Origin of the sequence: Brevibacterium iodinum ATCC 49514 (assembly GCF_900169265.1) — a bacterium.
GTDB lineage: Bacteria > Actinomycetota > Actinomycetes > Actinomycetales > Brevibacteriaceae > Brevibacterium > Brevibacterium iodinum.
In genome coordinates, this window is record NZ_FXYX01000010.1 from 14,172 (window position 1) to 34,481 (window position 20,310).

Annotated in this window: 16 protein-coding genes; 5 read left to right on the plus strand and 11 right to left on the minus strand. The window is 65.1% G+C overall.

Features of this window, described 5'->3' with window-relative positions; all coding sequences use genetic code 11:
* Positions 1–251: 251 nt before the first annotated feature.
* From BI49514_RS08560 to BI49514_RS08590, 7 genes are all read right to left on the minus strand, one after another.
* Complete coding sequence (locus BI49514_RS08560; protein WP_062239032.1) at positions 252–566, minus strand: DMT family transporter; 315 nt, start codon at positions 564–566, stop codon at positions 252–254.
* Positions 563–922 carry a DMT family transporter gene (locus tag BI49514_RS08565; RefSeq protein WP_101546090.1) on the minus strand — a complete coding sequence of 120 codons (360 nt, stop codon included), beginning with the start codon at positions 920–922 and terminating at the stop codon, positions 563–565. The genes BI49514_RS08560 and BI49514_RS08565 overlap by 4 nt, the downstream gene beginning before the upstream one ends.
* On the minus strand, positions 919–1,560 hold the full coding sequence (locus BI49514_RS08570; RefSeq protein ID WP_101546091.1) for a TetR/AcrR family transcriptional regulator: 642 nt from the start codon (positions 1,558–1,560) through the stop codon (positions 919–921). The genes BI49514_RS08565 and BI49514_RS08570 overlap by 4 nt, the downstream gene beginning before the upstream one ends.
* 168 nt (positions 1,561–1,728) lie before the next feature.
* Entirely contained in the window at positions 1,729–2,520 is a 792-nt protein-coding gene (locus BI49514_RS08575; RefSeq protein WP_101546093.1) for an ABC transporter ATP-binding protein, read from the minus strand.
* Positions 2,521–2,525: 5 nt separating this feature from the next.
* Entirely contained in the window at positions 2,526–3,509 is a 984-nt protein-coding gene (locus BI49514_RS08580) for an ABC transporter permease (RefSeq protein WP_101546095.1), read from the minus strand.
* Positions 3,510–3,654: 145 nt separating this feature from the next.
* Positions 3,655–4,632, minus strand: a complete 978-nt coding sequence (locus BI49514_RS08585; protein WP_101546097.1) for an ABC transporter substrate-binding protein — start codon at positions 4,630–4,632, stop codon at positions 3,655–3,657.
* Positions 4,633–4,897: 265 nt separating this feature from the next.
* The gene (locus tag BI49514_RS08590; RefSeq protein WP_101546099.1) at positions 4,898–7,174 is read right to left on the minus strand and encodes a S9 family peptidase; all 2,277 of its coding nucleotides are present in this window, start codon (positions 7,172–7,174) and stop codon (positions 4,898–4,900) included.
* 193 nt (positions 7,175–7,367) lie between these two features.
* On the opposite strand from BI49514_RS08590, the gene BI49514_RS08595 reads away from it, so the two are divergent.
* From BI49514_RS08595 to BI49514_RS08605, 3 genes are read left to right on the plus strand one after another with little or no spacing between them, the layout of a single operon-like run.
* Entirely contained in the window at positions 7,368–8,405 is a 1,038-nt protein-coding gene (locus BI49514_RS08595; RefSeq protein WP_101546101.1) for a Bug family tripartite tricarboxylate transporter substrate binding protein, read from the plus strand.
* Positions 8,402–9,076 carry a tripartite tricarboxylate transporter TctB family protein gene (locus BI49514_RS08600; protein ID WP_101546103.1) on the plus strand — a complete coding sequence of 225 codons (675 nt, stop codon included), beginning with the start codon at positions 8,402–8,404 and terminating at the stop codon, positions 9,074–9,076. The genes BI49514_RS08595 and BI49514_RS08600 overlap by 4 nt, the downstream gene beginning before the upstream one ends.
* Position 9,077: 1 nt before the next feature.
* Positions 9,078–10,625, plus strand: coding sequence for a tripartite tricarboxylate transporter permease (locus BI49514_RS08605; protein WP_101546105.1), 1,548 nt, complete (start codon positions 9,078–9,080; stop codon positions 10,623–10,625).
* 163 nt (positions 10,626–10,788) lie between these two features.
* Here the strand turns inward: BI49514_RS08605 and BI49514_RS08610 are convergent, their stop codons facing one another.
* The 4 genes from BI49514_RS08610 to BI49514_RS08625 form a co-directional block, all read right to left on the minus strand.
* The gene (locus BI49514_RS08610) at positions 10,789–12,333 is read right to left on the minus strand and encodes an MFS transporter (RefSeq protein ID WP_101546107.1); all 1,545 of its coding nucleotides are present in this window, start codon (positions 12,331–12,333) and stop codon (positions 10,789–10,791) included.
* A gap of 53 nt (positions 12,334–12,386) precedes the next feature.
* Positions 12,387–15,695 carry an acetyl-CoA carboxylase family protein gene (locus tag BI49514_RS08615; RefSeq protein ID WP_101546109.1) on the minus strand — a complete coding sequence of 1,103 codons (3,309 nt, stop codon included), beginning with the start codon at positions 15,693–15,695 and terminating at the stop codon, positions 12,387–12,389.
* Positions 15,692–17,467, minus strand: a complete 1,776-nt coding sequence (locus BI49514_RS08620; RefSeq protein ID WP_101546110.1) for an AMP-binding protein — start codon at positions 17,465–17,467, stop codon at positions 15,692–15,694. The genes BI49514_RS08615 and BI49514_RS08620 overlap by 4 nt, the downstream gene beginning before the upstream one ends.
* Positions 17,468–17,602: 135 nt before the next feature.
* A complete protein-coding gene (locus BI49514_RS08625) occupies positions 17,603–18,259 on the minus strand; it encodes a TetR/AcrR family transcriptional regulator (RefSeq protein WP_101546112.1) in 657 nt (218 codons plus the stop codon).
* 162 nt (positions 18,260–18,421) lie between these two features.
* On the opposite strand from BI49514_RS08625, the gene BI49514_RS08630 reads away from it, so the two are divergent.
* Positions 18,422–18,943, plus strand: coding sequence for a TetR/AcrR family transcriptional regulator (locus BI49514_RS08630; RefSeq protein WP_101546114.1), 522 nt, complete (start codon positions 18,422–18,424; stop codon positions 18,941–18,943).
* A gap of 639 nt (positions 18,944–19,582) precedes the next feature.
* Positions 19,583–20,170 carry an endonuclease domain-containing protein gene (locus BI49514_RS08635; protein WP_101546115.1) on the plus strand — a complete coding sequence of 196 codons (588 nt, stop codon included), beginning with the start codon at positions 19,583–19,585 and terminating at the stop codon, positions 20,168–20,170.
* Positions 20,171–20,310: the final 140 nt, after the last annotated feature.

Consider the following 20,310-nt stretch of genomic DNA (forward strand, 5'->3'; position numbering starts at 1 on the left):
GCCGCCCCACCAGCCGATGGCCACGGGTTCCCAGGAATCATTGGCGAAGCCGCAGCTTGGGCGCTCTCGATTCGGGGTCGACCATCCACAGCGGTGGTGGTCGTCGAATCCGAGAGGGGTCATGTCTTCGGACGATAACAGCTTCCTTGACGCTTCACAATAAATTCTCAGCACGAGCAGGCGAACCGCTGATCGTGCCGCGCCCTCTCGGATTGGCTTCGTCGGGGACGTGTCAGACTCGTATCGCCGGGTCAGCCGATTTCGACGAGGATGACTCCGACGGTGATGAAGCCGATGCCCAGCAGCGCCTTCCGTGTGAGCGGATCCTTCCAGATCACGCGGGAGAGCAAGCAGACCAGGGCGACTCCGCAGGCCGCCCACAGACCATAGGCGACGCCGAGCGGCATCCCCTCAGCCAGGGTGCGGCCGAGGAAGAAGAAGGCCGCGGTGTAGCTGATCGCCACAGGGATGAACCAGATCTTGCGCTGCAGTCCGGCGCTTGCACGCAGGCACAGGGTGCCGGCGACTTCGCTGAGGATCGACAGGGCCAACCACAGCCAGCTCATTCGGTCACCTCCGCACCGACGGTCTCGGACTCTTCGGGAGTGCCGGACTCGACGAGGATGACGCCGGTGATGATGAGGGCGATCCCGATGATGGCGCCGATGCTCAGGAGCTCACCGAAGAACACGACGCCGAGCACGGCGACGAGCGCGACCCCGCTGGCAGACCAGGTGGCGTAGACGGCACCGAGCGGCATGCCCAGACGCTGGGTGAGGCCGAGAATGAAGAAGGCTGTGGCGTAGAGGACGACGACACCGGGAATCCACACGGGATCGGACACCGATGCGCGCAGCATCAGGGTGGCGGCCACCTCGGCGAGGATGGCTGTGACGAGCAGCAGCAGACGTTTCGAGTTCATTCGCTCACCTCCGTTTCGGTGACATTCGACGTTCCCTCCGCGGCATCGCTGGTTGTTTCGGCCGGAGCGCCGGCCACTTCAGCGGCATCGCTGGTCGCCTCGGCGGCATCGATGAGCGCGAGGGCGTGTCGGCACACGGCCGCGAGATCATCGGAGGGGAACACTCCGGTGGCTTCGGACATCCACGCACCGTCGGCGCAGAACCGGGCCGCGGTCAGCAGAGACACCGCGCGTGGGTCGAGTCCGGCGGTGTCGAACCACGGGCCGAGGTGCTCGCTCCACGCCCGCGACAGCTTCGGGTGGTAGAGCGCATCCGAGAAGATCCAGTAGTCAGCGCGGGAGACCTCGGCGGTGGTGGCCACGGTGACGTAGGCGCGGTACCGTTCGAAGCTCGTCAGATCCTCACTCGCGCGGCCGGTGTGTGCGCGCAGTCGCTGCGCCCAGTCTTCGGCTGCGTGGCCGACGAGCCCGAGCATGAGGGCTTCCTTGGACGGGAAGTGATACATCAGTCCCGGCTTCGTCAGACCCGCCTGCTGCGCGACCGACCCCAGCGAGATCGTCACGCCCTGCACCGAATCATGGGATTCGGCCAGAGCCTTCGCCGCCTTGAGAATCCGCGTCCGTCCATCATTCGTCATACCTTCACTTTACCAACCGGTTGGTAAAGTACGCCAGTGCGGAAGAGAGGGCGGTCCGCACCCTGTCGGTGCGGACCGCCCTCCCATCCCGGTCTGCAGACCGTCGACCTGCCTGCAGACCGTCGGCCTGCCTGCGAGCCGTCGCCCGGCTTCCGGCGAAGTCGCGGTTCAGTTCAGCAGTGCCCGGTCGCCCAGGGTCGCTCCCTTGAGTTTCGAGAATTCGCCGAGCAGCGCCTCGACGGTCAGATCCTTCTTCTCCTCGGCCGAGGCCTGGTAGATGATCCGCCCCTCGTGCATCATGATCAGCCGATTGCCCAACGCGATCGCCTGCTCCATATTGTGGGTGACCATGAGCGTGGTCAGCCCGTCGGCCTCGACGATCTTCTTCGTCAGGGCCGACACCAGGGCTGCGCGCTGCGGGTCGAGGGCGGCGGTGTGCTCGTCAAGCAGGAGGATCCGCGGCTGGGTGAATCCGGCCATGAGCAGGCTGAGCGCCTGCCGCTGACCGCCGGAGAGCAGCCCGACCTTCGTCTTCAGCCGGTTCTCGAGACCGAGTTCGAGCGTGGCGAGCTCCTCCTTGAAGTGCTCGCGTCGCTCCGAGGTCGTCCCCCGCCCCAGCCCACGCGGGTTTCCGCGCTTGAGCGCGAGCGAAAGGTTCTGCTCGATCGTGAGGTCCGGAGCGGTGCCGGCCATCGGATCCTGGAAGACGCGGCCCAGGTATCTCGCCCGTTTGTACTCGGGCATCCGCGACACTTCGGCGCCGTCGATGGTGATCGAACCGGAGTCGATGGGCAGACGGCCGGAGATGGTGTTGAGCAGCGTCGACTTTCCGGCTCCGTTGGAGCCGATGACGGTGACGAAGTCGGATTCGTCGAGTTCGAGCGAGAGCCCTTGGAGCGCCTTGCGTTCGTTGACGGTGCCTGGGAAGAAGGTCTTGGAGATGTTGTCGATCTTGAGCATGGGTCTCAGATCTCCTTCCCGGTTCGGGCGCCGGTCGCACCGGCGGGGATGTCGGCGATCTCGGCGGGGTCTTTCATATCGGTCGTTCCTGCCGGCACCGAGGCGACCGCGCGGTTTCCGCGTCCGCGCAGTGAGGGGATCCGTTTGAGGAAGCCCCACCTTGGCAGCAGCAGTGCGATGACGACGAGCAGCGCGGTCGTCAGCTTCATATCGTTCGTATCCAGGCCCGCACGCAGGGCGAGGAAGATGATGAGTCGGTAGACGACCGATCCGAGGAGTGCACCGAGGCTGGCCATGAAGATGTTACGGCTGCCGAACACTGCCTGACCGAGGATCACCGAGGCGAGTCCGACGAGGATGAGGCCGATGCCCATGCTGATATCGGAGAACCCCTGGTACTGGGCGACGAGTGCGCCGCAGAGTGCGACAAAGCCGTTCGACAGCGCCAGGGTGAGCATCGTCGAGTTGTCGGTGTTGACGCCGAGGCTGCGGATCATCTCCTTGTTGTTGCCGGTGGCCTGGATGGCCAGCCCGAGATCAGTGGTGAGGAACCAGTCGATGGCGAACTTGAGGATGAGGGCGAACACAAGCAGGATCGCGATCGATGCCCAGGTGCCCATGAGCATGTTCTCCCGCAGCGGGGTGAATACGGTGTCTTCTCGCAGGAGCGGCAGGTTCGCCTTCCCCATGATCCGCAGGTTGATCGACCACAGGCCGATCATGGTGAGGATTCCGGCGAGCAGTCCGTCGATGCCGCCCTTCGTGTGGAGCAGACCGGTGATGTAGCCGGCGATGAGTCCGGCGCCGATCGCCGCGAGGGTGGCCAGGAAGGGGTTGACCCCGGCGATGATGAGGGAGGCTGCGGTGGCACCGCCCGTGGTGAAGCTTCCGTCCACGGTGAGGTCGGGGAAGTTGAGGACCTTGAAGGTCAGATAGACCCCGAGCGCCATCGCGCCGTAGATGAGCCCGAGCTCCAATGCTCCGAACATGGGTTTCCGTTCATTTCTGGTGTGTGGTTCTTGGTGGCCCCAAGGCCGTCGGTTTCAGTGCCGACGGCCTCGGGGCCGGTGACGTCGGTGCGATGGGAGAATTCAGGACTCCGCGCACCTGGTCACAGGGTGTTACAGGCGCCGATCACTCGATGACTTTGTCGGCCTCGTCGACGAGCTTCTTCGGAATCTCGACACCCTGGGCCTTGGCGGCCTTCGGGTTGACGACGAGCTCGAGGTTCGAGCTGGTCTCGACGGGCATCTCGGCGGGCTTCTTTCCGTCCTGGAGGATCTGCAGAGCCATTTCGCCGGTCTGTTCGCCGAGCTTCGTGTAGTCGATGCCGCGGGTGATCGCCGCACCGGATTCGACCTGGCCGGCTTCCGACCCGACGAGCAGGGCCTTGTTCTTCTCTGCCGCCTGGACCATGGTCGACACTGCCGAGACGACGTTGTTGTCGGTGGGCACATAGTAGGCGTCGACCTTGCCGAGCGAGTCCACGGCCTGAGCGAGCTCGCCCGAGTTCGCGATCGTCGCTTCCTTGATCTTCACATCGAGGTCCTTGGCGGCCTTCTTCGCGAGATCGACCTGGACCTGCGAGTTGACCTCACCGGAGCTGTAGACGATGCCGACGGTCTTCGCATCGGGCTTGACGTCCTTGACCAGCTTGAGCTGCTCTTCGACCGGGTTGAGGTCGGAAGTGCCGGTGACGTTGCCGCCGGGCTTGTCATTGCTGTCGACGAGGCCGGCCTCTTCGGCGTCGGTGACGGCTGTGAAGAGCACGGGCTTGTCGGTGATCGCCTGGGCTGCGGCCTGAGCGGCCGGGGTGGCAACGGCGAGCACGAGGTCGAGGTCGTCGTTGGCGAACTGCTGGGCGATCGAGGTTGCATTGGCCTGTTCTCCCTGGGCGTTCTGCACATCCCATTCGACGTCGACGCCTGCATCTTCGAATGACTCCTTGAAGCCTTCGGTCGCGGCGTCGAGTGCCGGGTGCTGCACGAGCTGGGAGACGCCGATGGAGAACGAATCGCCCTCACCGCCACCGCCTTCGCCGCCTCCGCAGGCCGAAACCGCAAGAATCGAACCGACTGCCACCATCGCTGTGGCCACTTTCCTGAGACGCATTCTTCTCCCTTTCGGAATTTCGGTCCGCCGGTGCGGATCCGTCACGATTTCTGCATTCGACCCCGTCGTTTCCTCGCGCGCAAGGAAACGACGGCAATGCAGAAGAATGATGCGCCGCCGTCACTCAGACCGTTCTGAGATCATGACGCGCATCACGTCGAATGTGATGATATCCACTGTATGGCCCGGCACTGACGCCGGGTGCCGAATCCGGGTTTTGGAGACAATCGTCCCAGTATCGTTATCTGCGGCGACAGCCGTCCCCTCAGGGCTCTATTTCGACATCCGATCGTCCCAGCACATCGAGGATCCACGCGTACTCGAACGCGATCTCCTTCCACGCGTCATAGCGCCCCGATGCTCCGCCGTGCCCGGCGAGCATTTCGGTCTTGAGCAGGGCGTTCGCACCGACTTCGCGGAGTCGGGCGACCCATTTCGCGGGTTCGACGTAGAGGACTCGCGTGTCATTGAGCGAGGTCACGGCCAAGATCTGCGGGTAGGCCGCCTCGGTGACGTTTTCGTAGGGAGAGTACGAGCGCATGTACTCGTAGACTTCCGGATCATGGAGCGGGTCGCCCCACTCCTCCCATTCGATGACGGTCAGCGGCAGCTCGGGCATGAGGATCGAGGTCAGGGCGTCGACGAACGGCACTTCGGCGCTGATTCCGGCGAAGAGCTCGGGTGCCATGTTCGCAATTGCGCCCATGAGCAGACCGCCGGCCGATCCGCCGCTGGCGACGAGCCGATCCGGACTCGTCCACCCGGTGTCGATGAGGTGGCGGGCGACATCGATGAAGTCGGTGAAGGTGTTCTTCTTCGCCGTCGTCTTGCCCTGGTCGTACCAGTGTCGGCCCATTTCGCCGCCGCCGCGCACGTGGGCGATGGCGAAGACGACGCCGCGGTCGAGCAGGGACAGCCGGGAGACCGAGAAGTACGGGTCCATGCTCGCTTCGTAGGAGCCGTATCCGTAGAGGAGCAGCGGTGCCGGCTCTCCCTTCGCCGAGGCAGCCCCGCCGTTCATCTCGTCCGCACCGTCGCCTGTCCCCGCCGTCGCCGAGGCAGTGCCGCCGTCGAATCGGTGAAGATCCTTGCGGAATACGACCGAGACCGGGATATCGGTGCCGTCTGCGGCCTTCGCCCATAGGAGGGTTTCGGTGTAGTCGTCCAGATCGACCGATCCGAGAACTGACTGACGCTTGAGAACCGTGTCAGTGCCGTCTGCGACCCTGTGGGAATAGATCACGGCGGGTGTGGACATGGAGGTGAAATGCAGTCGGATGCTCGCCTGCTCGAACTCGGGGTTGTTGCCCACATAGAGTGACCCGGTCTCCCGGCCGAAGAGCAGCTCCTGCAGCGGAGCGAACGGAGAGGAGGAGTCCCCCAAGCGAATGATGCCGACGCGTGCGAAGCCGCCGCGACGGTAGCTGAGCACGATGAAGTCGGCGAAGGCGTCGACGTCTTCGATCCGCAGGTCGTCGATGCGCAGCTCGCCGTCAGTGCCTGCACCGGATTCGGTGACGATGACGTCGCGGCCGGGTGCGGTCGGGTCGGCGACGGGAACGTCGACGAGGTCGAAGTCGGCGCGGTTGCGATTGTGGGTGATGAAGAATCGGTCTTCACCGCCGATGACGGCGTGCTCGACGTTGTATTCGACTCCGTCGACCCGGGGCCAGATCTCCTGCGGTTCGGCTTCAAGATCGTCGGCGCTGATGCTCCAGTATCCGGTGGTCGTCTTCGATCCGGTGACGACGAACATCATCCGGCCCGAGCGCGAGAAGCCCGATCCGACGAAGAAGCGCTCATCGGGTTCGTGGAAGATGCACACATCGTCGCTGCTGTCGGTGCCGACGACGTGGCGCCACACTTTCTCCGGTCGCCAAGCGTCGTCAACGGTGGTGTAGAAGACATAGCGTCCGCTCGGGTCGAGCGAGGCTCCGGCGAAGGTGCCGTCGATCGTGTCGGCGAGATCGTCTCCCGTGATGAGGTCGCGGACATGGAGGGTGTAGCGTTCGTCGCCGGTGGTGTCGACGCCGTAGAGGAGTCGGCTGCCGTCGTCGGAGAGTGAGAAGGAGCCGAGGGAGAAGAACTCCTGACCTTCGGCGGCGATGTTCGAGTCGAAGACGACTTCCTCTCCGGGCAGAGGCTCTTCGCCGACCTCCGGCGGGGTCCAGTCGTCGGGGTCCGAGATGGGGATCCGGACGCTGATGCCGTAGTCGAGTCCGGCCTTCGTGCGGGAGAAGTACCAATAGTTCCCGCGCCGGTTGGGCACGGACATGTCGGTCTCTTTGATGCGCGTTTTGATCTCGGTGAAGATCGAGTTCTGGAGGCCTTCGAGGTGAGCGGTCTGCGCGCTGGTCCAGGCGTTCTCCGCTTCGAGGTGGGCGATGACCTCGGGCGATTCCTTCTCACGCATCCACTCGTAGTCGTCGATGAAAGTGTGGCCGTGATGAGTGCGCTCGAACGGGACCTTCTTCGCCACCGGCGCCGATGTCGGAGTCGCGGTCGTCGAGGTTGCGGAGTCGTTGCCGGAAGTTTCGCTCATGACGCCAGCCTATCCGCCGTCCCACGAACACCCGCACCTCGTCACTGCCTCACCCCTCGACACCACCAGGTGAGCAGAATGCACTCAACGCGCGCAATGCGCAGAAAGCGCAGAGTGAGCACAAACACGCCGTTGACACTCAGCAACCTCTAAGGTGAGTCTCACATCACACCTGCCTTCAAAGGAGAAGTCCGTGCCAAAGGCGCCACCTCCCGAAGATTCCGTGTCGGAATCCTCTCATCCTTCGCGACGAACCTTCGGTCGCATCGCCTACGGGGCGATCGCCTTGGCGGCGATCGGAACGGCGACGACCTATTCGGTCAAGGCCGCCTCGGCGAAGGGTGACCTGTCATCGAATCTCACCCTCATCGCTCCGGCCGGCGCCGGCGGCGGCTGGGACGGGTTCGCTCGCGAGACCCAGCAGGCCATGCGCGTCGAGCGGCTCGCGAACAACGCCCAGGTCGTCAACATCCCGGGTGCCGGCGGCACCATCGGGCTCGGCAAATTCTCGACCATGCACGGTCAGGCGGACACGATCCTGGCCACCGGCACCGCCATGGTCGGCGGAATCGCCCTGAACAAGTCACCGGTCGGCTTCGACAACACGACTCTGCTCGCCCGAGTGGCCGAGGACTATGACGTACTCATCGCCGCCGCCGATTCTCCGCACAACACGATCGACGATGTCATCGGTGCGTGGAAGAAGGATCCGAAGGGATTCGTGTGGACGGGCGGTTCGGCCGGCTCGGTCGACCATCTGACCATCGCTCAGCTGGCGCTGCTCGGCGGGATCTCCGCCTCGGACATCACCTACATTCCGAAGTCCGGCGGCGGTGAAGCCATCCAGACTCTGCTTTCGGGCACCACCGATTTCGCCTCCTGCGGTTTCAACGAGGTCTCCGACCAGATCGATGCCGGACGCGTCAAGGCCATCGGCGTCGCCGCCCCGAAGCGGATCAAGGGCTTCGAGGATGTGCCGACCATGTCCGAACAGGGCTACGAGGTCACGCTGACGAACTGGCGCGGCTGGCTCGGAGCGCCGGACATCACCGGCGACGAATCCGCTCAGCTGCTCGACGTGCTGACGAAGACCCGCGACAGCGCCGCATGGAAGGACGCCCTCGGTCGGAACAAGTGGACCGACGTGTGGCAGACCGGCGAGGAATTCGCGGAGTTCATCAAGGAGGACACCTCACGGGTGGAGAAGCTGCTGAAGGAGTTGGGACTGTGAGCGCACAGACGACGGCGAAGACGGAGCGGACGGGCCACCTCGGCGCGGGCACCTGGTGGCAGGGACGGTCAGGGCTCATCGTCCCCCTCATCATGGGGGCGTTCTCGACCTATCTGCTCATCGGCATCCTCACCATGGAGGTGCCTGCGGATGCGGACAAACCTGGCCCGCAGTTCTTCCCGACGATCATCATGCTCGTCGGCTACGCGCTGACGATTCTGCTGGTCATCGCCTATATCCGCAATCCCGAACCCGTCGATGTCGACGATGAGCTGCCGGCCGCGGCCGAGGAGGACAAGGCGTTCTCGACTCCGGTCACGTCGGCGGTCTCGGCCTCTCGACTCTCTCCTCACGAAGAAGACGAGCCGGAAAAGGATCGAGCAGCTCTGGCCGCGGCGCGCAAAGCAGATGCGAAGCATCGCACGCACAGTGACTTCGTGTCCCTGGCCTGGGGCGCCGGCGGGTTCGCGGCGTTCGCGCTCCTCCTCGAATTCGCCGGATGGATCATCGCCGCAGCCCTGCTGTTCTGGTGCGTGGCCCGGTCGATGGGCTCAAAGAAGCCGCTGTTCGACCTCACTCTGGCACTGACGTTCTCGTCCCTGGTCTACATCGCCTTCGCGGTGCTGCTGGGGCTCAATCTTCCTTCGGGAATTCTGGGAGGTGGCTTCTGATATGGACGCCCTCATGTCCCTCTTCGAAGGGTTCACACACGCTCTGACGCCGATGAACCTGCTGTGGGTCCTCGTCGGCTGCTTCCTCGGCACCGCCGTCGGTGTGCTGCCGGGCCTCGGGTCGTCGATGGCCGTGGCACTGCTGCTTCCGATGACCTTCGCTCTGGATCCCACGGGTGCGTTCATCATGTTCGCCGGCGTCTACTTCGGTGGGCTCTTCGGCGACTCGACGATGGCCATCCTCATGAACACACCGGGCCAGGCCTCTGCGATCGCCTCGACGTTCGAAGGCCACAAGATGGCCAAGTCAGGGCGCGCCCCACAGGCTCTGGCTACGGCCGCGATCGGCGCGTTCATCGGCGGGTTCATCTCCTGCTTCCTCGTCGTCTTCGTCGCACCGGCTCTGGCCGACCTGTCGACGAGCTTCGGCCCGGCCGAGTTCTTCGCCCTCGCGCTCTTCGCCTTCGTCGCCACCTCCTCGGTGGTCGCCGATTCGGTGCTCAAGGGGCTCACGGCTCTGGTGCTGGGCATCGGCATCACCGTCATCGGCATCGACTCGGTCTCGGGCACGGAGCGGTTCACGCTCGGCGTCCCCGAGCTCTTCGACGGCGTCTCCCTGGTCACGGTGACCGTGGGTGTGCTCGCCCTCGGCGAGGTGTTCTTCATCGCCTCTCGCATCCGCCGTCAGACCAAGGACAACACGATCAACTCCTCGGGTCGTCCGTTCCTCTCGCGCAAGGAGGTCGGCGAGGCGCTGCCGGCATGGCTGCGCGGAACCGCGATCGGTCTGCCCTTCGGCGTCATCCCCGTCGGCGGTGCCGATGTGCCGACGTTCATGGCCTACGGTCTGGAGCGCAAGCTCGATTCCCGCCGGAAGGATCCGCAGTTCGGCAAGGGTGCGATCCGCGGTCTCGCCGCCCCCGAGGCGGCCGGATCGGCGACGACGGGCATTGCCATGGGAGCCCTGCTGGCTCTGGGGCTGCCGATCTCGGCGACGGCGGCGATCATGCTCGCGGCGTTCCGTCAGTACGGCATCCAGCCCGGTCCGCTGCTCTTCGACCGCTCACCCGAACTCGTGTGGGGTCTGCTGGCGAGCTTCTTCGTTGCGATGATCGTGCTGCTCATCATCAACCTGCCGTTCGCTCCTTTGTGGGCGAAGCTGCTGAAGATCCCGGACCCGTACCTCTACGGCGGCATCGCGGTCTTCTGCGGACTGGGCATCTATGCGACGTCCGCCTCGACGTTTGAGCTGCTCATCCTGCTGGGCATCGGCGTGCTGAGCTTCGTGCTCAAGCGCTACGGTGTGCCACTGGCTCCGCTGATGATCGGCATGGTGCTCGGCCCCCTGGCCGAGTCGAACCTGCGCGACTCCCTGCTGGCCTCCGGCGGTGATGCGTCGACTCTGGTGTCGTCGCCGATCACGATCGTCATCTACCTCGTGCTCATCGCCGCTCTCGTCTACACCGGCATCGGCCGAGTGCTGGCCCGCAGGCGGCAGAAGCAGACGACGCAGGAGATGCTCTCCCCGGCGAACTCGTCGCAGGGCTGATCCCGGGGTCGCTCAAGCCCAAGCGGGGTTCGCCAGCCACCGAGCCGTCGTTCAAGCCCAAGCGCGGATATCGAGACGTCTACGTCCCGATATCCGCGCTTCTGCTTGATCGAGGGTTGTCGGGCCAGCCACCAGCCGCCCGAGGGCTCGCTGAGCAGCCCAGTCAGCGGTCGGAGTCAGCACCGGCGGCAGCTCCCGGCAGCAGTCGCCCGGCGCCCTTGAGACCGAAGCTGGTGAGCACGGCGGCCACGAGGACGAGGACGACGGCCGCACCGGCGGCCCACTGCACGCCGAAGTCGAAGGCTGACACCGCCGCCTCGGTGATTCGTTCGCCGGCTGCACCACTCAGCCCGGACGCGTATTCGAGCGCGGAGCCGAGCGTATCGAACTGAGCTCTGTCCGCTTTGTCCCCGATCGCGGACTGCAGCGCGGATCCGTACATGAAGGTCGAGAGTCCACCGAGCACGGTCGTTCCCATGACGGAACCGAATTCGTACGCGGTTTCCGATATCGCCGAGGCGGCTCCGGCCTTATGTGCGGGGACCGCAGCGAGGATGAGGTCGTTCGTGATGACCTCGGCGGTGCCGAGTCCGATTCCGAGGATGAGGAAGGCCAGCAGCATTCCCATCACGGAGTGTTCGGAGGTGAAGGCGATGATGCCCATGCCGATGGCGTTGAGCACGAGCGCACAGGGCACGACGACGCGAGGTTCGAAGCGGGCGATGAGCGGCACTGCCAGGTAGCCGGCCGCGACCGAGGTGATCAGTCCCGGGATGAGCACGAGGGCGGCGTCGATCGGAGAGAGTCCGAGCACGAGCTGGAGCAGCTGGGTGCCGAAGTAGAGGAACCCGGCCAGCCCCATGACGCTCAGCAGGTTCGACACCACCGCCGAGGTGAACACGGAGTTCGCGAACAGACGGACGTCGAGCATCGGGTTCGGTGTGGCGAGCTGGCGGAGGACGAAGCTGGCACCGGCGACGGTTGCCACGGACAGGGTGAACCAGAAGAGGAGGTCGGCGCCAGAGGCCATGCTGTGTTTGATGGCGAAGACGAGCGGGGCCAGTGCGAGCATCGACAGGATGATGGAGAGCGGGTCGAAGCGGCCGGGGTTCGGATCGCGCGATTCGGGCAGCAGGATGGCGGCCGCGGGGATGAAGAGCACGATGAGCGGCAGGTTGATGAAGAAGACCGAGCTCCAGTGGAAGTGCTCGAGCAGAAAGCCGCCGACGATCGGACCCAGAGCGGCACCGCCGGAGAACATCGCGGCCCAGGTGGCGATCGCGATGCGGCGATCTTTGTCATGATCGAAGATGTTGCGGATGAGCGACAGCGTCGAGGGCATGAGGGTGGCGCCGAAGAGGCCCAACAGTGCGCGGGCGAGGATGAGCATCTCGGCTGAGGTGGAGAACGCTGCGAGCAGCGAGGCCGCGCCGAAGCCGACGGACCCGATGATCAGCAGCTTGCGACGTCCGACCCGATCACCGAGGCTGCCCATGGCCACCAGCAGACCGGCAAGCATGAGCGCGTAGATGTCGACGATCCACAGCAGCTGCGTGCCCGTCGGATGCAGGCCGGTGCTGATGGCAGGGATCGCGAATCCGAGGACCGTGTTGTCGATCGAGATCAGCAGCACGGGGATCATGAGCACCGCGAGTCCGGCCCATTCGCGCCGGCCGGCACGCAGCTGTGGAGTCAGTGTCGTCGCCATGCCCACTACTGTACCGTCTGGACGGTACAGTTGAAAAGCGGGGAGTGGAATGCTCAGCGATGGGTCAGGGTACGTACCCACTCTCGCGTCACAGCCGGGTCGATGACGTCGTCGATGTCGAAGATCATCGCCGCACTCATCGCCTTGCCCTGCTCGTATTCGGCCGCGATGAGCTCCTCTTCGCGTGAGGCTCGTTCGTCCTCGTCCGCGATGGCCGCGAGCTCCTTCGCGTAGCCCAGACGCACCGAGCCTTCGAGCCCCATCGGACCGATCTCGCCGCTGGGCCAGGCGATCGTGAATGCGGTGGAGTCGAATCCGCCGGTCGCCATGGCCATCGCTCCCAGGCCGTAGCCTTTGCGGATGATCACGGCCCCTACCGGCACGCTCAGCGCTGCGCCGGCGACGAAGAGGTCGCCGAAGGCTCGCACTCCGGGTTCGCGCTCCGCTTCGGGACCGACCATGAAGCCGGGGGTGTCGATGAGCGAGAGCACCGGGATCCCGTGATCCTCAGCCAGCCGCAGATGCTGGGTGAAAGAGCGTGCAGCATCGACATCGATAGCCCCGCCGAGGTGGTGGTTGTCGTTGGCGATGACGGCGAAGGCCACGCCGTCGACGCGGATGAAACCGGTGACGGCGCCGGGCGCGAACCGCTCGCGCAGTTCCGTGAACGTCCCCTCGTCGGCGATCGCCGCGATGACGTCGCGGATGGCGAAGGTCCGCAGTCTGTCGGCCGGGACGATGGTCCGGACGCGCTCGGCCCGGTCGTCGTCAGTTGCGCTCTTACCCGTCGGCTCGGGAACCGCACTCCTGGCGGTCGGCGTCGTGCCAGACAGGATGCTGAGCACTTCTTTGGCGTGATCGACGGCGTCGGCCTCGTCTGCGGCGACGATGTCGATGACTCCGTTGGCCGTGTGCACCGGGACCGGGCCGATGTCCTCGGGCCGGTACTTTCCGAGGCCCCCGCTTTCGATCATGGCCGGACCGCCCATGCCGATGTTCGCCTCCGGGGTGGCGAGGATGACATCGCAGACTCCCGCCAGAGCGGCGTTGCCGGCGAAGCTGCGGCCGGACACGACGGCGATGAGCGGCAGCTTCCCCCGCAGTCTGGCCAAGGAGGCGAACGTCGGCACCTGCAGACCTGAGGTCGGTCCTCGGTCGGTGTCTCCGGGCCGACCTCCCCCGCCTTCGGCGAAGAGGATGATCGGCACCTGTTTGGTCTCAGCGAACTGGATGAGCCGGTCGGTCTTGGCGTGGTTGCGGGTGCCCTGCGTTCCGGCGAGCACTGAGTAGTCGTAGCTGATGACGACGACGTCATGGCCGTCGACCCGGGCGGGCCCGCCGATGAGTCCGTCGCCTGAAGTCTTCGCGATGAGGTCCTCGAGGCTGCGCCTACGGGTCTGGGCGGCGATCGCCAACGGCCCGTATTCGACGAAGCTGCCCACGTCGACGAGGTCGGCGATGTTCTCGCGTGCCGTGCGGCGTCCGCGTGCGCGGATCTTCGCCACCGCGGATTCACGTGCCTCATCGCTGATGGCGGCATGTCGCGCCTGGACTTCGGCGACTCCCGGGTGCGGTTCGACGGTGTCAGCCACCTCGGCCTCGGCGTCATCGGATCCGCTGAGCACGGCGATCGGCTGACCGGCCGTGACTTGGTCTCCTTGCTCGACGAGGTGTCTGATTCCCGTGGAGGCTGGTCCGGCGACGGGATGGTGCATCTTCATCGCCTCGATGACCACGTACTCGCGCGGATCCTCACCAACGGACACGACGGCGCCCGATACGGTGGCACGCAGCAGCGACTCCCCCGGTTCGAGGTCGCCCTCGTCCACGGTCGCTCGGCTATCAGCTGCCGGGCTGCCGCTCTGTCCACCGCCACCGCCGATAGTGTCGTCGGCACGAGCACGGTCGGCGCGGATCCCTTCTGCTCGGCGCGCGAGCTCTCCCGCGTGGTCGTCGAATGACTCGGTCGTCGCTGCACCCGGTTCGAGGATCTCGATGATGGCCTCCAGCAGCGCCGTATTGGTCTGCACTCCGTTCACTGTGGTCTCGGCGAGTGCCTGTGATGCGGCGGCCACTGCCGCCTCGAGGCTCGAGGCGCTGACGGTGATCTTTCCGAGCAGTGGGTCGAAGGATCCCGTCACCTCGATGCCGGCGGCCACCCAGGTGTCGATGCGCACACCTGGTCCTGTCGGCCAGGTGAGTGCGTCGATCCGACCGGTGCTCGGGGCGGGTTCGCCGGAGTCGAGCATCGTTTCGGCCGAGACGCGCAGTTCGATCGCCGTACCGGCAGGCGACGCGACGCCCCCAGATGGAGCCGTGCCGCCAGTCGCCGCGGTGCCGATACCCTCGGGCACATGACCAGCGGCGACGTCGAGCTGAGCGGCGACGAGGTCAAGGCCGGTGACCGCCTCGGTGACGGTGTGTTCGACCTGGACCCGCGGATTGACCTCGAGGAGGTAGTAGTCATCCTGTGTGACGAGGAATTCGACGGTCGCCAGCGACGAATACCCTACCGACTCGGTCAGTCGGGCGGCATCGGCATGCAGGCGAACGCGCATCTCGTCCGACAGACCGGGCGCGGGGGCGATTTCGATGAGCTTCTGCCGGCGGCGCTGGATCGAGCAATCGCGATCGCCGAGGACCGCGATGCCTTCGGCAGTGCCGATGACCTGGACTTCGATGTGCCGGGGTCCGGTCACTAGCGCCTCGGCGAAGATGCGGTCATCACCGAAGCCCGCGGCTGCCTCGGCCGAGCACGCCCGCAGTGCCGGCCCGAGCTCAGCCTGATCGGTGACGATGCGGATCCCGCGTCCGCCGCCTCCGGCCAAGGCCTTGACGGCGATGCCGGCGGGGTTGGCGGTCAGCAACGAGCGCGCGCTCTCGAGCGCGGCAGCGGAGGCGGTCTCATCGGTGAGCTCGAGCAGCTCGGTCGCAGGCGGGGTCGGGATGCCGAGCTCGTCCGCGCGCAGCCGTGTCGCACGTTTGTCACCGAAGAGCTCAAGCGCTTGGGGATCGGGACCGATCCAGGTCAGCCCCGCCTCGGCGCAGACCCGTGCGAGCCGCGATGACTCGGAGAGGAACCCGTACCCGGGGTGGACGAACGTCGCCTGCGCGGACGTCGCCGCCGCGATGATCGCATCAGGTTCGAGATAGGCCGAAGCGCCCGCGCCGGGCAGGGTGACGACCTCGTCGGCGAAGCGCAGGTGCAGCCCCGCGGCAACGCCGAGGCTCTCCTCGCTCTGCGATCTCACCGCGATGGTCCGCAGCCCGCGAGCCTTGGCCGTGCGGATGATCCGGCAGGCGATCTCACCACGATTGGCGATGAGGACCGCAGGAGACTCCGGGAGGGAACGCGCGCTCACTGATCGCCCTCCAACAGCTCCTCGAGGAGGACGGTCTTGCGGATCTTTCCGGTCGCGGTCATCGGCATGCCGTCGACGATGACGAACTCGGGGATTTTGTACACGGCCATGTTCTCTTTCGCCCAGGCGGTCAGGGAGCCTCTATCGACGTCGGCGCCTTCGGTGGTCGTGATGAAGGCCACCGGGACCTGTCCGCGGTCGACGTCATCGCGCGGGGCGACGGCGACCGTGTCGATGCCGGGGTGGGAGCGCAGCAGGGATTCCACCTCGGCGGGGAAGACGCTCATGCCGTTGACCTTGATCATCTCCTTGGTGCGGGCGAGGTAGGTCAGCGCTCCCTGATCGTCGAAGCGGCCGGTGTCACCGGTGCGCAGCCACCCGTCGATGAGGGTGTCCGCGGTGGCTTTCGCGTTCTTCCAATAACCGGTGGTCACCGAGGGCGAGCGCACGAGGATCTCGCCGATCTCGCCGACAGGAACCGGGTTGAGATCGATGTCGACGATGACGATGTCGGTGCCGGGCACCGGGAAGCCGCAATAGACGGGTTCGGCTTGGAGGTCTCGGTCGCCGCCCTGCAGGCCGAGGGTGAACGAGTCAGAGGTGTGCGTTTCGGTCATTCCGTACGAGGCTTCACGCAGAATGGTGCCGGTCGCCTCTCGCCACTGGCTTCGCAGTTCGGTGTCGAGTTTGCGCACGAAGGACACGGCTTGGCAGACCTCGAGGGAGGACAGGTCGGTGTCGACGAATTCGTCGGTCTTGAGCAGGTCGATGAGTTCGACGTATCCGTCGGCCGGGGACACGATCTGGGTGACGCCGCGGTCGGCAATGGTGCGCAGTGCGGCCTGCGGGTGCCACCTGGCCATGATGGCGACTTCCCCGCCCGCGTAGATCGGCAGCAGGAGGCCGAAGTTCTCACCAGCGACCCAGAACATCGGGAGGAAGCCCAGGCACACGGTCCGGTCGCGGCCCGGGGCGGTGGCGAGTCCGGCCATCGCGGAGACCGCTGTGTACGCGAGGTGGCCAAGGGTGTGTTCGCAGCCCTTCGGCAGGCCGGTGGTCCCACCGGTGTAGTTGAGGGAGGCGAGCCGGTCGGGATCGGCGGGGACCGATTCCAGCGGCTCCGAGGCGAGCACGCGCTCCCAGTCCCCCGCTTCCTCGGGCGCGGGGACCGGATGGGGCAGGTCCTCCGAGGAGGTGACCGCCGGCTTGGATGCATCGTCGGACACGGCATTCGACGTCGGTGCGGCGAAGACCGCAGCCGGATCGGTCCACGTGACATCGATGGTGTCGTCGATCTGTGATAGGGCGGCCTCGACGAGGCTGCGCGACTGAGGATGGGCGATGAGGTGGGAGGCGCCGGAGTCGGCGAGCTGATGCCGCAGCTCCTCGGTGCGGTACATCGGATTGACGGGGACGTAGACCGCCCCGAGCCACGCGATCGCCAGAAACGCCTGCACGAACTGCGGGCAGTTGCCCATGAAGACGCCGACCCGCGAGCCCTTGCGGACTCCGCGACCGGCCAGCCACCCGGCGGTCGAGGCGACATCACGTTCGAGCTGCGCCCACGACGAGGTCCACCCGTAGTAGCTCATAGCGGTGGAATCGGGGCGGGTCGCTGCCCAGTGGGAGAGAGTCTCGGCGAGTCCGGGCCCGGCTGCGGGGTCAGGTGCCTGGTGCGGAACTTCCTTCGGCCAGAGTGTTCGCAGGCTCGCGAGCTCTGCGGCGGCATCGTCCCATGAGGCAGGTGCGGAGTCTGTGGCAGTACCGGACATGAATGCTCCTTCTCAGCGGTCTGCGATGACCACCGACTGATTGACGACCGTGTCAATCACAGTTCTATTCGACTTGAGCCTCTTGTGCAAGTGGTGAAAACGGTCGCAGCGGACCGCTCGAGCGCGAGCAATCTGTCACTGGTCAGTGAGAACGTCGAGCGACCTATGGAACCCGATGATGGCGAAGTAGACGCGGGTGGCTTGCTCGACGTAGAAGTTCAAGCTCTCCGGATCCTTGCGGATTTGCGTGGCGGCGTCGACGATCACCGTGTCCATGAGTCGTGCAGCATACTCTTCATCCACCAAGGGAGCAGCCAGTCCCGCATTGCGCACCTCAGTGATCTGACGCAGAATCCGCCGTCGCGGCCTGCCGACGATGACAGCGTGGAGCTCGGCCACCTGCACATCGGTCGCCGCCCGCTTCTCGATGACGGCGAGGAGTTCGAGGCTGTCGACGTAGATATCGATGAATGCTTCGATCGACGCCCGTGCCACCAGCACCGGATCATCGGCGAGCGGCTTCTGGTAGTGGTGCGCTTCGAGGATTTCGTCTTTGAGCACTGTGGCAACGGCGAGGAATACTTCGGCCTTCGTCGCGAAGTAGACGTAGAAGGTGGGGCGCGAGACCTGCGCCGCCGAGGTGATGTCGCCGATGGTCGCGGAGTCGAATCCCTTGACCGAGAAGACGCTTCGGGCAGCGGCGATGAGGGCGTCCTTCGTCTCCGACTCGAGCTCGCGCCGGACGTCTCGGGCGCGCGTCCACTCCAAATCGCGAATCGGCTGCTGGTCCATCAACGCTCTCCTCGACGATTGGACTCGTGACACCCTGAGGGGAGCACCGCACCGATGGCCCCGTGTCCGAGCATTGCGTTCATCCTATCGGCGAGTCACACCTCGCAGGCGAGTCGCGTCCTATCGGCCGGTCACCCAGCGACGTCGACTAGGCTCGACGTCATGGCACGCAATCCGACCGCAACCAAGGAGAAGCTGCTCGACGCTTTCGATACGCTCCTCGACGAGCACGGCACAGCGGGAGCTACTCTGGACGCAGTGGCTGCGAAAGCGGGTGTCTCCAAGGGCGGCCTGCTATACCACTTCGGCTCGAAGGCAGCACTTATTGAGGGAAGCCTGGAGCGCCTGAGCCGACTCGTGGCCGAGGACGTCGAGGAGATGAAGGCCGCCGGCGAACGCCTCCACTACTACTACCTTGAGACCTCAGCCGAGGTCGGCACTCCCTTGGACCGCAGCCTCATCGCCGCCGGCTGTCTCGCGCTCGAGAACAAGAATGCCAAGGCAGCACTGCGCAAGACCCGGGAAGCTTGGTTCAACGTGCTCAACGACCACCTCGGCGATGCTGATCTGGCGATGATGATCCAGCTCATCGGCGACGGAATGTACTTCAACCAGAACTTCGGTCTCTCGCAGGACGAAGCCCTCGACCACGTCAAGCGGGTCTTGGAGCGCCTGGGGCTCTAGAACTCCTGCCCTAAAGCTAGGGCCTCCGGGCGGAGAATCTCGCCTTGCCTGCAGCTCCTCGATTCGCCCGAGAAGTCTCCTACGAACCTAAAGCTCCGGACATCTCGTGCGGGATCTTGCGTCAGTCTCCCGCACAGATCATCCGGAAGTCGGCGCGCCGCCGCAGTTCCACTCGCACGTAGGTGACTGTGGATAGCGATTCTTTATCCACACGCCGGTTTCTCGCCATTCCCTTTCCGTGACGAGCGGACGAGGCTGGCACCTATGTACGCTGACACCCGCTGGGTGATGCACGATTTTCCTGAGGTCTTCCGAACCCGGGACTACATCGAACGAGGCATCACAAGGCACAGCCTCTATCATTCGAAGCGCTATAAGCAGGTGCTCCCCGGCGTACGGATGGACCGCGAACGGTTCGACCGTCGTCCGGTACCTGCATAGGCTGATACCAGCTGGCTGTTTGATGCGCAGAGGCTCCGAGCCGCACTCCTTCTCTACCCAGACATTGCTGCTGGCCACGCCCTTGCCGCGCGGCTCTATGGCTGGCCTCTTCCGTCCAACTGGATGACGTCGCAGCTCCATGTCTCAGTCACAAATCCCAATTCCCGGATCAGACTCCCTGGAATCACACTGCGCCGAATGACGAATATGACGGTCACACAATGGTTCGAGTTGCCCGTTCTCGCTCCTGCAGAGGTCGTCATCGGCATCGCAGGCGACCTGCTGCAACGCGACCTCGTGAAACTCTGCGACGCGGCCGTTGGTAACTGGCACGGACCGCCGCAGATCGGTCTCGACGAACTGCGTGACTGCGTTCGCACACGTCCTTTCATCCGGGGTCGAGAACACCTCTCCGAGGCGGTCGGTCTTGCCCGTCAAACTGTCGACTCACCACCGGAGACAGACCTGCGGCTATGGGCCGTCGAGGTCGATCTCCCTGAACCCGTCGTTCACCCTCAGATCCTCAGCCGCATCCTTGGGCGCATAGTCGAACCTGACCTCGGCTATCCCGACGCGCGGCTCGCGCTGGAGTACGAAGGCGGTCACCATTTCGAGTCGAAACGCCAGAGAGAAAGCGATCTCAGACGCGACGAAGCGCTTCGGGCTGAGGGATGGACGGTCCTCCACGTGACGAGCAACACCAACTACATCTTGTTAGAGGCACAGATTCGTGATCACTTGGGACTCGAACCTCGCCCGGGACATCACAGCCGCTATCGAAGATGACGATTGCCTACGACCGACTCCGCTTGGGACTGTGAGTTCCGGACTATCCGTGCTGAGTACCGAGGTCTGAGTCAGCACGGATCGTCCGAAAGTCCCAGAGCTTCCCGCGATGAAAGCAACAACCAAGCGCGGGCCACCCC